This window comes from Algoriphagus sp. oki45 (genome assembly GCF_036245605.1).
Taxonomy (GTDB): domain Bacteria; phylum Bacteroidota; class Bacteroidia; order Cytophagales; family Cyclobacteriaceae; genus Algoriphagus.
In genome coordinates this window covers 36,672-50,954 of record NZ_BTPC01000001.1, presented here as the reverse complement: position 1 = coordinate 50,954, position 14,283 = coordinate 36,672, and the positions used below count along the sequence as shown (strand labels likewise).

9 protein-coding genes are annotated in these 14,283 nt (G+C 45.7%); 3 read left to right on the top strand and 6 right to left on the bottom strand.

Features of this window, described 5'->3' with window-relative positions; genetic code table 11:
- Window positions 1-38: 38 nt before the first annotated feature.
- Together AAA942_RS00155 and AAA942_RS00150 are read right to left on the bottom strand one after the other, a co-directional pair.
- Window positions 39-1,037, bottom strand: coding sequence for a radical SAM protein (locus AAA942_RS00155; RefSeq protein WP_338218193.1), 999 nt, complete (start codon window positions 1,035-1,037; stop codon window positions 39-41).
- Window positions 1,038-1,126: 89 nt separating this feature from the next.
- The gene (locus AAA942_RS00150; RefSeq protein WP_338218192.1) at window positions 1,127-2,938 is read right to left on the bottom strand and encodes an alkaline phosphatase; all 1,812 of its coding nucleotides are present in this window, start codon (window positions 2,936-2,938) and stop codon (window positions 1,127-1,129) included.
- 180 nt (window positions 2,939-3,118) lie between these two features.
- On the opposite strand from AAA942_RS00150, the gene AAA942_RS00145 reads away from it, so the two are divergent.
- Together AAA942_RS00145 and AAA942_RS00140 are read left to right on the top strand one after the other, a co-directional pair.
- A complete protein-coding gene (locus AAA942_RS00145; protein WP_338218191.1) occupies window positions 3,119-4,171 on the top strand; it encodes a phosphatidylinositol-specific phospholipase C1-like protein in 1,053 nt (350 codons plus the stop codon).
- On the top strand, window positions 4,168-6,006 hold the full coding sequence (locus AAA942_RS00140) for a metallophosphoesterase (protein ID WP_338218190.1): 1,839 nt from the start codon (window positions 4,168-4,170) through the stop codon (window positions 6,004-6,006). The genes AAA942_RS00145 and AAA942_RS00140 overlap by 4 nt, the downstream gene beginning before the upstream one ends.
- 232 nt (window positions 6,007-6,238) lie before the next feature.
- Here AAA942_RS00140 and AAA942_RS00135 read toward each other — a convergent pair whose 3' ends face one another.
- The 4 genes from AAA942_RS00135 to AAA942_RS00120 all read right to left on the bottom strand — a co-directional run bounded on the left by AAA942_RS00135 (window position 6,239) and on the right by AAA942_RS00120 (window position 13,377).
- Window positions 6,239-7,984: a RagB/SusD family nutrient uptake outer membrane protein gene (locus AAA942_RS00135; RefSeq protein WP_338218189.1), complete on the bottom strand. Its 1,746-nt coding sequence runs from the start codon at window positions 7,982-7,984 to the stop codon at window positions 6,239-6,241.
- Window positions 7,985-8,029: 45 nt separating this feature from the next.
- A complete protein-coding gene (locus AAA942_RS00130) occupies window positions 8,030-11,092 on the bottom strand; it encodes a SusC/RagA family TonB-linked outer membrane protein (protein WP_338218188.1) in 3,063 nt (1,020 codons plus the stop codon).
- A 304-nt stretch (window positions 11,093-11,396) separates the two neighbouring features.
- Entirely contained in the window at window positions 11,397-11,765 is a 369-nt protein-coding gene (locus AAA942_RS00125) for a nuclear transport factor 2 family protein (RefSeq protein WP_338218187.1), read from the bottom strand.
- Between the two features lie 151 nt (window positions 11,766-11,916).
- Entirely contained in the window at window positions 11,917-13,377 is a 1,461-nt protein-coding gene (locus tag AAA942_RS00120) for a pyruvate kinase (protein WP_338218186.1), read from the bottom strand.
- 204 nt (window positions 13,378-13,581) lie between these two features.
- On the opposite strand from AAA942_RS00120, the gene AAA942_RS00115 reads away from it, so the two are divergent.
- Window positions 13,582-14,283, top strand: coding sequence for a DUF4397 domain-containing protein (locus AAA942_RS00115; RefSeq protein ID WP_338218185.1), 702 nt, complete (start codon window positions 13,582-13,584; stop codon window positions 14,281-14,283).

Sequence of the window (14,283 nt, the reverse complement as noted above, 5' to 3'; positions counted from 1 at the left end):
TTTTCCTCTTGGATCGAGGGAAGAAAAACTTTTTCGAATTAATTTTTAAAACAGGCCATACAACTCAGGCAGTGAAGAGCCGGCTGAATCCTTACCCGGTCGAGTTGGGACTTACTCCAGTCATTGAGGTGAAAAAGCCGATAGTTGATTCTTCCGTCTTTCACAGATAGGTGATTTTCACAGTTGAAGACATTTCCCTCCCAGTCGATGGTCACGGACTCTTGACAAGGCATTTTTACCTCACCATGCTGGCCCAAATGGGCAAATAAATCCTGAAAATGAGATGACTCCTGTCCATTTTGAGAAAGACAAGTCTGCATTCTGCCTACCGGAGCAAGCATTTTTTCTTCGAAAGAGCTTAATTTCAAACCCATTTGGGTGGACCAGGACTTCATTTTTTCCTGGAGGGTGAGCTGCCCGGGGTGCTGCCTGTGGCTGTAAACCAATCGGATCGGGAGCTCAGAATTTACCCCATAGCCCAAGCGGTTGAAGTAGCGAATGACAGACCTAAAAGTTTTAAAAGCTCCTTTTCCCCGAAGCAGGTCCATTTCTTCTTCCTGAATCGTTGGGACGTGGACAACCAACTCTATTTGGTTTTCCTTCAAAAAATTGGGAATAGAATCCCGATATCCGGGATCTTTCATTGAAGTCACATGAGTATGCATCACCATTCGGGTGTGGGGACTACGCTCCCGAATCTGCCTGACCAACCACCGGAAATAAGGAGTCAGCTCCGGAGCCCCACCCTTCAGCGTCACTTCTCCAAAGTTTTCCCTTTCAATCAGTGCCGCCACTTGATGTACCACATCGTAGCGCATAAAATCCGCACTTTGAGGCTTTGCGTCATGTGGGCAAAAGGAACAGGAATGATTGCAAACCTTCCCAAGAAAAAGCTGCAGCTTTCTGAAGGATTGGGGGGCCGGAAGAGGGTGCTTGGCAATGAAATCTGCCAAGTGATTCATGGACAGCCCTGCTTTGCCCGATTCAAAAGATTGTTTTTTCCCTGTTTTGTGGTTGTTCACTGATCTTTCCTGCATCATTTCCTAGTTTGGGAGGAGGTACGAAGCAGGATGACCAATTGGATCAGAGAGGATGAAAAAATCCCAAAGAAATGCGCTTTTCTGAATTACTGATTTTGCACCAACCTGATCAATTTTTCAAAAACCTCTATATTGTCGTAAATCCCACGAAACTCTCCCGAATGCGGTCCATAAGCAAAAATCGGCACCAAAATCCCGGTATGATCATCGCTGTGAAATCCTAATTCCACCTCTCCTTTTTCCACATTTCCTTGCGGAATGGATACTCCTCCTGTCTCGTGATCAGCAGTAATCAGAAGTAAGGTACCGGGATTCTGATCCGCAAAGCGCATCATCTCCCCGATCAGCCGATCAAAATCCAGCATTTCTGTCACGATCGTGGAAGTACTATTGGAATGGCCTCCTGAATCGATCATGGCCGACTCGATCATCAAGAAAAAGGGAGTTTTCTTCTGATCGAAAAACTTAAGCGCTTCCAAGGCACTTTGGGTAAGAAAATCCCCCCGGCCTTTTTCCATGCTTGGATTAGAACCCGGAGAAGAAAAATAGGCAATTCGATCAGCCCCCATTTCACCCAATCCTTGGAGCTGATCGACCAGTTTAAACCCTTCCTTGACCAACTCTGATTGTAAGGGAGAAAAAGTATTTTTCCCTCCACCAATTACCAGACTCAAGGCGCTTTTCGGCAAAAAAGCAGCAATCTGATCGGTATCATCCCGCTCCGGATGGTGGGCATAGAACGCTGCCGGAGTGGCCCCGGTAATTTGATCCGTGGTGATGATTCCTGCGGAAAAGCCCCTTTCAGCCAATATTTCAGGCAAATTTCTCAATCGCCCTCCATCAGGACCAACTCCCAAAGCCCGATTATTGGTTTTTTGCCCAGTGGCAAAAGCTGTGGCCCCTGCCGCAGAATCGGTGGTAAAATCATCCGCTGCCTGAGTTTTGATCAGCCCCATATTTTTGATTTGTGCCAGATTCAGGTTTCCTCCATTGGCAAAAAGTGCAGCGGAAATCTGGGCCAGTCCATTGCCGTCCCCGATCAGCAAAATGATGTTTCGTATAGGCGCATCCAATCCGTCCGACGCAAAGCTGGGGTTATAGACCGAATAAATCGAATCAGTTGCATAGACCCTCTGATTCAAAGAGGCCAAATATTCCTGAGCAGCTTTGGGTTGGTCTGTATTGATAAAATCCACCCCCAAGTCGTGAAAAGCTCTCCAGGCCGTCTTGCTATCCGGAGACCCCCAAAAACGCACCGGCTTTCCAAAGCTGTGAACCAAAGAAATAAAGTCTTCCAAGCCCTTCCGATCCTTCTCTACCAATCTCCCTTTGCCATTCCACACAGAAAACTGCCTGAAGCTCAGACTTACCATTCCGATTTTCTCCCAAGGCAAATCCGCAGGCAGACTTTTGCTTTGATAGTCAAAAAGTACCCATTCGGGATAGTTTCTATAATCCTCTGGCTTGGGTCGGTTGCCTGAAATGATCAATTTTAGTCCTTTTGGGTTTTGGGAGGAAAAAAGCAGGGAAGGAAAAGCCTCTGCCTCGCGAATCACTGCATCCAAGGTGGAGTAGCCTTCCGTCTTGCAATCCACCAAAAGATTAAAACCAAATCCATCAATCATTCCCAGCTCCAAGGCCTTTTGGATAGGCTCTAGATAGAGTGTCCTGAAGGTCCGCTGAGGTTGTATGCTTTCCTTTTCGTGGGCGACCATGACTTTTCCGTCATACAAAATGACATCCACCTCGATGGAAGCCGCATCGGCGGCAAATGCCTCCCAAAATGGGGCTTTTTGCAGGTAATCATTATGGGAATGAAGGCGGAAGTCCTGTTGTGCAAAGAGCCCTTCTTGAGCGAATACAAGAAGAAATAAAAAAGGAAAGAAGTATTTTTTCATGGCTAAAAATAAGGCCCCAAAGCCTAAATTCTGAGGGTTAAACTGAGGAAACTCCAATCCTTAACAAAAGGATAAAAACCCAGCCTACTCTTTCCCTTTGGTAACAAAAACTTGACAGAAGGGTAAATCCTAAGCAAGCAAAATATTGAATATTTGGTATTCAAAAGTCTATTCTGGAAAATGAAAAAACTCATCCTCTATGTTGGGATTTTTTGCTCAGCTCTTTCGGCATCTGCCCAAAAGCTCAATGAAACACAGGTAATCGGCAGCCACAACAGTTACAAAAGTGATATGCCCCGCCCGATTTTGGACTACCTCAGCAAGGTGAACCCGGGGGCAGCCCAAAGTCTGGAATATGCCCATATCCCGCTCTCTGATCAGTTGGACTTGGGATTGAGGAATCTGGAGTTGGATGTATTTCATGATCCTGAAGGTGGCCGCTATGCTCAGCCCAAAGGCTTGGCCATGCTACCCGAGGGGACTGTTTTTGATCCAGAAAAAGACTTGGAAAAACCAGGTCTGAAGCTCTTCCATGTTCAGGATTTGGATTTTTACTCCCATCATCTCCTCTTCAAAAATGCTTTGCTCGAGCTGAAAGCCTGGAGTAAAGCCCATCCGGACCATCATCCTGTTTTTGTTCTGATCAATGCCAAAGACGGGCAAGTTCCCATGACGACCGCCCCGCTTTCTTTTTCCACTGCCGCACTGGATAGCATTGATCTGGAAATCCGGACCCATCTCGGACTGGAAAATCTGATCACTCCGGATCAAGTCCGGGGAAATTACTCCAATCTGGAGGAGGCTGTATTGGCTGGAAACTGGCCTCAAATCGATGAGGTGCGGGGTAAGTTTTTGTTTGTTTTAGATGAAAATGAAGAGAAAATCCGCCGCTACCTTCAGGCCAAACCAGGTCTGGAAAATGCTGTCCTTTTTGTCAATCTGAAAGAAGGAAATCCCGAGGCCGGATTCCGAATCATCAATAATCCAGTCACTCAGGAGAATTACATCCGGGAATTGGTAGAAAAAGGATATCTGATCAGAACCCGGGCCGACTCGGATACCAAACAGGCTCGGACAGGAGATTACAGCCAGTTTGAAAAGGCAAAAGCTTCAGGTGCGCAGGTGATTTCAACGGATTATTACTTGCCATCCGAATTCTTCAAATCAGACTACAGCGTAAAGTTTGAAAATCAAACTTTCGAGCGCCCCAACCCTGTCTTGCAAAAAAAGTGAAGTATCCCCGACTGATTGCAGCCTTGGTGAAAGCAGGCATATTGGTTTCCTGCCCTTCCTCATGGACTCTTGCCCAGTCTGTGACAGAAGTGAAGGTGGCTTTTTTGGCAGATATTCACCTGCAGGATGTCTATGGGGACTTTGAATCCCAAGAGTTTCGAGGGGTCTTAAACCCAAAAAACGGGAAAATGGCCACCATCCGAACCATGGAAAGCCAGTTGAATTCCACCCGGCTTTTCAACGAAAACTACTTTGCCTTGCTCGCTGCTTTGGAAGATTTAAGAGAAAAGGATATTCAGCTTGTGGTTCTTCCGGGTGATTTTACCGATGACGGTCAACCCATGAACGTCTTGGCTTTAAGAGGGATTTTGAAGGAATACGAGAGTCGCTATGGCATGCGCTTTTTTCTGACTACAGGCAATCATGACCCGGTATCTCCTTTTGGTGGGCCTGACGGAAAGCGGGATTTTTTAGGAGAAAACGGGCAGAGTCAAGCTGTAGTCAGTGACAGTTCCTTTTTAAGATTCCCCAATACAGTCCTGAGTCAAGCCATAGCAAATTGGGGGTATGATGAGATTCTTTTGTCATTGCAGGAGTTTGGCTTTTACCCCGACCCCAAAGACCTCTTTTGGACCCATCCATTTGTGAATTGGGAGTATGAAAACTATTCCTTTGAGAAAATAAGAGAGAAAGCCGGTTTGGAAAACCGAAGCTACTCGGACCCCAACACAGGACATTTACTTCCGGATGCCAGCTATCTGGTGGAGCCCGTACCAGGCATTTGGCTGTTGGCGATTGACGCCAATGTCTACACTTACTCTGGCTCTGAAGAAAGTTACGATTCCACTGCTTGGAGGGGGTCTTCAGTCGGTTTCAATCTCGCGATGAAAAGCAAAAGTCATCATTTGGACTGGATTCGGAAAGTAAGCGAAGAAGCCCAAAAAAGAGGGAAAACCCTGATTTCCTTCAGCCACTATCCCCTGACTGATTTTCATGAAAACAGTTCTGAAGAAATGGGCCACCTCTTTGGCGCAGGAAAATTCCAATTGTCCAGAGTCCCAAAGCCCGAAGTATCCCAAGCCTATGCCGAGGCCGGAATCCGGATTCACTTTGCCGGACACATGCACATCAATGATACCGGAAACCTGGAAATTGAAGACAAGACGGAGCTTGTAAATATTCAGGTTCCTTCCTTGGCGGCTTTTCCTCCAGCCTACAAAACCATGAACCTAATTGATTCTACCACTATGCATATCCGAACTCATCACATCCAACAGGCCGATCGATTTGACGAGTTTTTCGATCTCTACAGAATAGAACACCATTGGCTTAGCCAGCAAAAGGAATCCCAAGCTTGGAACCCTAAAGTTTTGGAAGCGGCCCACTACCTGGAATTCACTCAAATGCACCTGCAGGAACTAATCCGACTTCGTTTTGCAGAGGCCGATTGGCCTAGCCAACTCAAAAATCTGGTTCAGGGAATCTCAACCGATCAACTCAAAAAATGGCTGGGTTCACCCTTGGAAAAAAGACCGCAACTACTCGGTGAAATCTATCAACAAATCCTGCAAAACGGTCAAAAAGGAAACTTGATGGAGGATTTTTACAGAATAAAAAACGGTGGAGATTTAGGGATAGCCCTGATTCCTGAAGCACGGGCCGAACTCTATACGCAACTCTCCAAGCGTCGACTTTCTACTTTGGATTCATCCCTAAATGGTCAATTTTCTTCCTTTCTGCGAATTTTGGGAGCTTTGAGTACAGGTCTGCCATCGGATGATTTTTTCATAGATCTTCAAGATCTGAGCATCCGCAGACCGGATTCAATCAATTAAATCTTATTGGGTCTACTTATTCTTGCATGTAGCCAAAGGATTTAAAGGTTTGATGCTAGATTTTGGCAAATTCCCCCTGCCTAAGGGGGCTTGGGGGATTTATATCATCGGAATGATTTCAAATCCCTTAACATGTACAGCATTCCGACTAGTCATTTAAATCTTTTATGATCAGAGATGAAAAAAGCCGAACAGAATCCGTTCGGCTTTTTGATATACAACCTATAAGAAATTAATAACCCGGATTTTGCACCAAAAATCCTTCAATATTGGAAGCTCCGTCGATGGCCCGCTGAGGAATCGGAAACAGACGCTTGTTGGGATCGCGGTCCGTTTTTTCCGTCCAGCTGTCCTCATATTTTCCAAAGCGGATTTGATAGACTCTTCTCAAGCCTTCCCAGTACAGTTCAAATCCAGATTCTCTGAACAGAATATCCAAATCGATGGAATTGAGTGCTGCAGGGGTCTGTGCAGGTCTGGCATTTCTGGAGGTTCTGAGGATATTCAAATCCGCCAAAGCTCCGGCATTGTCACCTTTTCTGAGTTTTGCCTCGGCCCTCATCAGATAGATTTCCCCTAGCCTCAGCAAAACGATATCCACACTGCTATTGGAGCAGCAGTTGGGGGCAGTTCGGCTAAACTGGTATTTTGAAAATCGGTGTCCCGTATTGTGAAGGCTTCCCTCATTGGTGAAATCCACCTGAAAATTGTGGTCCACATAGCGAATATCCGCACCGCTGCTTCTTCTGTTGATTACGGGATATATTCTGACTTTTCCGTCTTCACAGGTAATGATGCTCCCGGTTTCATCCTTTCTTGGACCCCAGATGATTCCTCTGAGGATCCCACGATCAATCTGGAATTCAGTCGCTTCCACACAGTAGTAATGGTCTTCATCATTGGTGGGATTGACTCCAGTGAGGTCTCTCAGGTTTTCGGGAATGATGGTATTTTCCTGAAAAAAGCGGGCATCAGCATCAGCAGGGTCCACATCTCCATAAGCATCATACCAAGATTGGATAAAATCCGGGGTCGCCGCTACGGCATCCGTACCCCGGGTATTGGGAAATTCCGGTCTCGGGATTTGATCACCGGATATCGACCAATATTGCCAACGGCTATGCTCAGTCTGCAATACTCCCCGCTGATCCAGGGAGAAAATCACCTCCGGATTGGTATTGTTGTCGTCATTGAAAATGTCAAAGTATTCAGGGGAAAGAGAAAAAGGCCCATTGATAATGTTGCTAGTGTATTGGATTACCTTATCCAAATCTTCTTGTTGGAAATTGGGTGTCCCGTAAGGATCCCGATAGATCGCTGCATTCAGGTACAGTCTTGCCAAAAGTCCTTCCACAGCGAATTTGTTCATTCGGCCGGGTCCATTGGTACTGCTTATTACATTCACCACGGAAAGCAGCTCAGATTCCAGATAATCCACAGCATCCTGTCCTCTGAGAATTTCCGATTGCTGATCGGAGCGGTCTTTTCTGAAGACTAAACCCCAATTGTCCAAAGCCAGCATGTTGAGGTAAGCTTTGATGGCTACCATCTCATACAATGGATTCTGTGCAGCGTTATTTCCGTTTTCCACTTCGAGACCCAATTGCTCCTCTGCAGCTACAGCCCGGGATAGGCCCAAGGTGATGAATGTCCAGGAATCCCCAACCAAGCTGTTGCCGGGTGTCATCAGATGCTGATGGACGGCGATGAATTTCCCGCCGTCAAACCAGTCTCTTCCTCCTCGGTAAGGGAGAATCCCCTCATCGGAGGCTACTTCCTGCAGACCAAAATTGGTCGTATGCAACCATACCTGCCGGAGCATACCGTATACCGGAGCGATCGACCCGCTTACAATCTCGGCCTGTCCTGTTCCTGTGAGGGATTCATCGAGAATTTCCTCTTCCAAGGTGGTGCAACTCATGAAAGCCGCAAAAAACAAGGCTATGGGAATTAGTTTTCTAAAACTGAACGTCTTCATTTGATTTGATGATTTGATGATTGTTTTCATGACTGATTTCCGGGTTTAGAAAGTCAGATTCAGATTGAGCATAAATGTTCTGGCTCGTGGATAGGTGAATCGATCAATCCCGAAGGTCTGAATCCCCCCTGAAGTCGATCCGGTATTTACCTCGGGATCATATCCGGAGTAGTCGGTCAGGACAAACAGATTTTGGCCGGTCAGAGAAAAGCGGATGTTTTGGAAAGCATTTCCTATCCCTAGTCTTTCAGGATTTACAGAATATCCTAAAGAGGCATTGTTTAGCCTAAAAAAGGCTCCATTTTCAAGGAATCGGGTAGAAACGGTGTTGGAGTTGTTGATGGATTCCTCGGGAAACTGTACCGCAAAGTCGGTGGTGTTATTGGAGCGGGAAAGTTGTGCCTTGGTGAAAAGGGACATGGTCGTGTGGTTGTAGATTTTGTTTCCTGCACTTCCGTTAAAGTTCAGAACCAAGTCAAAGTTTCCATACCGCATGGAGGTGTTGATCCCGTAGATCGTATTGGGGATCGCACTTCCTACTACTACCCGGTCATTGTCGAGAATTTCACCGTCTCCATTCACGTCTACGAACCGGTTCAGGCCATCCTCTCCAATCCCGTCAAACTGCAGCATGTAAAATGCGCCGATGGGCTGATTGTTGATGTAGCCGTTGATGGTAGCCCCTGTTTGACCTGCACCTTGCGCTGCTCCCGTAGTCAAAACCGAGTAAGGTGAATTTCTTACCTCATTTTGGATAAAGGTCACATTGCCTCCCAAGGTGTAGGTAAAGGATTTTTGAGGATTGCTGTTGTAGTTTAGAGCCAATTCTATCCCCTGATTGACAATTTCCATGTTGTCAATATTGTCCCAAAAAGTGGAGGTCGGCTGCACCGGGTCTGCCGGCACTACTTCCAAAAGGATATTGGAAGAAACCTTATTGAAATAGTCCAAGGTACCGGTCAATCGGTAATCCAGAAAAGCAAAGTCAAACCCTACATCAAACTGAGTGGAAACCTCCCACTGCAGATCCGGATTAGCCAAACGTGTAAATACAATCCCATAGGGGTAATCATCAAGGGAGTTCCCGTCCGTGTCAATTGGATAAGTATTCAAACTGCCCGAACCGGTAGCCAATCGATCTTCGGAGAAACTTGCTTTGGTGATTTTGGAAGGGATTTCCTGATTCCCCGTTTGTCCCCAGCTGGTTCGTAGCTTCAGATTATTGAAAACCGAACCGGCCATGAAGCCTTCTTTGCTCAGATTCCAGCCTAAGGCAAAAGATGGGAAATAACCGTATCGGTTATTTTGCCCGAATTTGGAAGATCCGTCAGCCCGAAAAGTCGCCGTAAAGAGGTATTTCTCGTCATAGACGTAGTTTAATCGGCCGAAAAAGGACTGCAACTCATTTCTCACCGCGGAGGAACTGACCGTGGTGGGAAACTCACTCGTACTGTTGTGGTCCTGATACCTGGGCTCAATATTGTTTGCTGCAAAGCCTCTGGAAGAAGTCCCTCTGAATTCATCAAGGAAGGTCTGATACGAATGACCGACCAACACGGTGAAATTATGCTTGTAATTGTTCCAGTTGTAGGTCAGTGTATTTTCGATCAGACTGTTGGTATTGGATGAAATCAATTCATCCAGAGTACCATCCGACACATTAGATTCATTGACTACTTCTGGAAAAGGCTTGTATTGGATATATCGGGCCGTATTGGAATAGTCCACCCCGAGATTGAGCTTGTAGGTCAACCCATCAATGATTTCGAAAGAAGGAGAAATAGTCCCCAAAATCCTGTTGTTGGCTGCATCGTCGCTGTAGAGTTCATTTCGCTTGAGCGGGTTAAGCGCATTGGTATTGAGCAAAGTAGGCTCACCATCAGTCAATGCCGGAATGGTAGGATTCAGATACAGCATGTCGCTGGCAATGGAGCCAATAGCCGGACGAAGATTTTCTGTGTAGGATGCCGTCAGATTGTAGTCTACGATCAGTCTGCCCTCAAACGCTTTCTGATTCATGTTCAACTTACCTGAATACCTTCTCAGATTGCTGTTTTTCAAAATGCCCTCTTGGTCCTGATAACCCAAAGAAGCGAAATAAGAAAATCGCTCCGTATTTGCCCCGCTCATGGACAAGCTGTAGTCCTGAGAAAAGCCTACTTGGGTCAACTCTTCCTGCCAATTGGTATTTCCTCCAAAATCTTCCAGGTTTCCTCCCACTTCCACAACTCTTCTTCTGAATTCATCCGCACCAAAAACATCGATGGTACTGGCCATGGAAGACCAAGCGGTAGAGGCGGATAGATTGACCTGAGAAGTTCCGGATTTTCCTTTTTTGGTGGTAATTACGATGACTCCATTGGATGCTCTCGAACCGTAAAGTGCAGTAGCGCTCGCGTCTTTCAGGACATCGATGCTTTCGATATCATTTGGATTGAGGAAATTCAGGGGATTCGATGCAATCCCCGTGTCAGAATTGTCCAAAAGGAATCCGTCCAAAACATACAGTGGCTGGGTTCCTGACCTCAAGCTACCAATCCCTCGGATGATTACATTCTGATTGGCTCCGGGTTCCCCACTGACGGAGGTGATGTTTACCCCTGCCACTTTGCCTTGGAGTAGGTCTACCGGATTGGTGATAACTCCCCGGTTAAAATCCTCATTCTTTAATGAACCGATCGCTCCCGTCACATCAGAACGCTTCTGGGTACCATATCCTACCACCACGATTTCATTCAGCTGTGAGCTTTCCGGCTCCAAACGGATCATCAGCTCGGCCTGATTTCCCACTCTGATTTCCTGAGGGGAATACCCCAAGTAGGAAATAACCAATACCGCATCGGAGGCCACATCGATGGAAAAATTCCCATCCAAATCGGTAATCGTGCCTGTAGTGGTTCCTTTGACCAAAACTGCCGCACCGGGCAACGGAGCTCCGGTCTCGTCGACTACCTTACCGGTAATCAGCTCCCTCTGCCCCTCTGTCGATTCTGCCGGAAAAGAAGGCGCTGCACTCAAGCCTGCTCCTCCACCCAGAAAAATAAGGGCAGAACATAACACTCCCATTTTCAGGAATTTGCCTGCAACAAAATTTGTAAAGTTTACCATTTTCAACTGGTTTAAAGGTTGGATTAAGCCACGAAGTTAGCTTGGTCCATTTCCTTAGACCGGAATTGAAAATCAACAGATCATGAACTTACTTCATTGATTTTTTTGAAAAAGGATTCCTTTTTTTAAGAAAAATTCATCTTTTAATCAGGAAATCATTAGCCTGCTTGATTGAAAAATCAAAATCCAAAAACACAAACTTGAAATAAGCAAAACAGCCTTAGCCTAGTTCTAAATTATACAGGAAAAATCCAACGTTGAACAGACTGTAGCTAATGTCAAGTGAAGATTAACGAGGTAACAATCAGTTGATCTGATTGAAGTGAGCAGAGACTAATTTCCAACCTTTTTCCCGCTGCACCCACACATCGAGGAAATTCATTGCCAAGGTTTCTTTTTTTCCAAAGTTGTCGACAGTAATCTCTCCGTCTGCATGGACCACAGCAGTAGCACCAAATATTCTGACAATAGGCTTGCGTATGGTGAAAGCGTTGAGTTTTCGCTTGGGATCCAAAAATTCCTGAAGTAGCTCGGTTTTGGTCTCAGCTTTCCCATTGTAACAAATAAGCAGCCCTTCTTCATCAAAAATTTGCTCGAATTTATTTTGATCAAAACTTTCCCAGACTTTGAATTTTTCCAAAGAAAGCGCGACCAACTCTGATTCTGTGATCATAGCTGTAGAGTGTTAAGTATGGTGAGGGCGAAAGGGTGATTTCGCTAGATACAAAGTACAAAGCCTTTGCCAAAAGGCAAGTAAGTCTGTCAAAAGCTTTGATCTTATTCCATAAATGGTGAAAAAAGCGAATAAACCTCAGTTTTTCAGGCTATTTCCTTTCAAAAAAATTCTCTGCGATTTTCAAAGGGCGGAAAATCAGCCGGTTTTTGATCTTGAGGGACCGACTTCTCTTAGCAATATCCTTGAGGGTCTTCAGTACCTCCAAAGTATGCCCTCCCTTATTGATCATCACGCATTCGGCCATGGCCGCGCGGCCTGCATCGGTGATTTCTGCTCGGGATGCAATTCCCGATTTGTGCAGATTTTCCAACACTTGGGTAGCCCAAATGACCGGGATATGACCGGCTTCACAAATCCATGATATTTCTTCCTGCACCTCCACCAATCGCTCAAAACCAATCTCCACAGCCAAATCTCCCCGTGCAATCATTACTCCAAAACAGGGAGCTTTCATGCTTTCCAATAGTAAAGCAGGCAATTGAATCACCGCTTCTCTTGTTTCAATTTTCAGAATGACTGGAGGAGGAGTATCGGTAAGCTTGGCCATTTCCTCCTGCAACTCTGCCAAGTCTTCTGGAGTGCGGACAAAAGAAAAACCAAGCGTATCCGCCATAGGAAGGACTTCTGCAAGGCATTTCTTGTCATATTCGGTCAGGGAGGAAATCGACAAAAGCGAATCTGGAAAATTGATTCCCTTTTCATTTTTTAAAAAGGGCTTTTTGGATGAAATCCGCTCTATTTTCAGGGATGCCCCTTTTTTGGATACCCGGTCTACTCTGGCTCGGATCAGCCCATCATCGAAATAAACCCGCTCACCAACTTTCAATGACTCGACCAATTCGGGTTCATTGGGACTGACTACCAAATCCTTGGAAGAAAACCCATTCCCCGAATTACTCAACCATACCCTACCTCCAACTTTTATTTCCGCTTTCCCTTCTTCTTTCCCTTTGCGAAGCAATACAGTTCGGATCTTAGGTCCAGCCAAGTCAAAATGGATAGCACAAGACAATCCGGTCTTTTTACAGGCTTTCTGAATCTCTTTTACCATTCGGGACCAAGTATCAAAATCATCATGGGCACAATTAATTCTAGCTACGCCCATGCCATTTTGAAGCAGCTTTTCGATGTACTTTTTTTCTTCCAAAAAGGACCGGTCAAAGGTAACCATCACCGAAGAGGGCCACTCCGCATGATGGAGACCAAAAAGTCGCTCGCTGTTTTGTTTGATTTTCTCAGCTCCATACTCAATCGTACATGAATCCAGATGCTCTGATTTCTCTCCCAATCTGGCTAAAGTGACTTGAATCTGCCTTAGGACGTGACTTTCACAGCTGGCTAGAGATGATAGCCCCTCCGCATGGAGATCAGCTTGAAGCTGCTGAATATCCATCCTTCTCAAAATCAGGTAATTGATCAGATTTTTAGCTGATTCCAACTGACTGGAATGAACAGACTCCAGCAAAGATGCAAAATGCATGGGGCTGGTTCTCATTTCTTTTTCAATCAGGGAAAGGGAGCTGCGTATTGCCTCTAATTCGGAAGACATAGGGTTTGGAAGGTTTGCCTACAAGTTCTGTTTTATACGGTACATTTATGTCTTATTTACAGTTTTTAATCAAAAAAATTTTTGGATAAATAGTCCTATCCTTCAGCGAATTACCAACTCCGTGTGGAAAATTTATGCTTCTTCTGAAGCGAAAAACCTGCTCCATTCGTCCTGAGAGCATATTTGAAACTAAACCCAATTACTATGCGAATTACAAAAGCTATCCTCTCCGCTTTGGCGGTGAGCAGCACTGTATTGATGAGTTCCTGCTTCGACAATCTGGAAAACACACCTCTCCCACCCACTGCTTACGTGTCCATCTATCAAGGCTCACCGGATGCCCCGGCTATGGATATTTTTGCTAATGCCAATCGGGTCAATCGGGACCCCATGGAGTTCACCCAGGTTTTGGGCTATAGTCCTTTCTTCCCAGGAGAGCGTGATTTCCGATTTGCGGCGGTCAATTCGGCAAGTTCTCTTTTGGAAAAGGAATTGGAATTGAAGGCAGACTCGGTTTATTCCCTCTTTGTGATCAATGAAAGTGCAGCGATGGATGCCCTGCTGGTCAAAGATGAATGGGAAGAACCGACCCCTACCCAAGCCCAACTGAGACTAGTGCACTTGTCACCGGATACCGAGTCGGTTGACCTATTTCTCAATGAGGAAAGCACGCCGCTTCTTGAAGAATCCTCTTATAAAGATGTTTCGGACTACCTGGAGCTGACTCCCGGCAACACTGTTCTAAAAATCCGTTCCTCACAAACCGGAGAAACGCTCCTTACCTCGGGCACTTTGGACCTGAAAGGAAACCGGGTTTACACGCTGGTAGTCAGAGGATTGGGCAGGGAAACCTCAGGTCCAAAAAAATTAGATATCCAGCTGATCACCAATTACATTGCTTACTAA

What these genes read in the sequence shown, in the direction of transcription:
- AAA942_RS00155 (WP_338218193.1), bottom strand. Translation starts at nt 1,037, where the DNA reads ATGCAGGAAAGATCAGTGAACAACCACAAAACAGGGAAAAAACAATCT.
- AAA942_RS00150 (WP_338218192.1), bottom strand. Translation starts at nt 2,938, where the DNA reads ATGAAAAAATACTTCTTTCCTTTTTTATTTCTTCTTGTATTCGCTCAA.
- AAA942_RS00145 (WP_338218191.1), top strand. Translation starts at nt 3,119, where the DNA reads ATGAAAAAACTCATCCTCTATGTTGGGATTTTTTGCTCAGCTCTTTCG.
- AAA942_RS00135 (WP_338218189.1), bottom strand. Translation starts at nt 7,984, where the DNA reads ATGAAGACGTTCAGTTTTAGAAAACTAATTCCCATAGCCTTGTTTTTT.
- AAA942_RS00130 (WP_338218188.1), bottom strand. Translation starts at nt 11,092, where the DNA reads ATGGTAAACTTTACAAATTTTGTTGCAGGCAAATTCCTGAAAATGGGA.
- AAA942_RS00125 (WP_338218187.1), bottom strand. Translation starts at nt 11,765, where the DNA reads ATGATCACAGAATCAGAGTTGGTCGCGCTTTCTTTGGAAAAATTCAAA.
- AAA942_RS00120 (WP_338218186.1), bottom strand. Translation starts at nt 13,377, where the DNA reads ATGTCTTCCGAATTAGAGGCAATACGCAGCTCCCTTTCCCTGATTGAA.
- AAA942_RS00115 (WP_338218185.1), top strand. Translation starts at nt 13,582, where the DNA reads ATGCGAATTACAAAAGCTATCCTCTCCGCTTTGGCGGTGAGCAGCACT.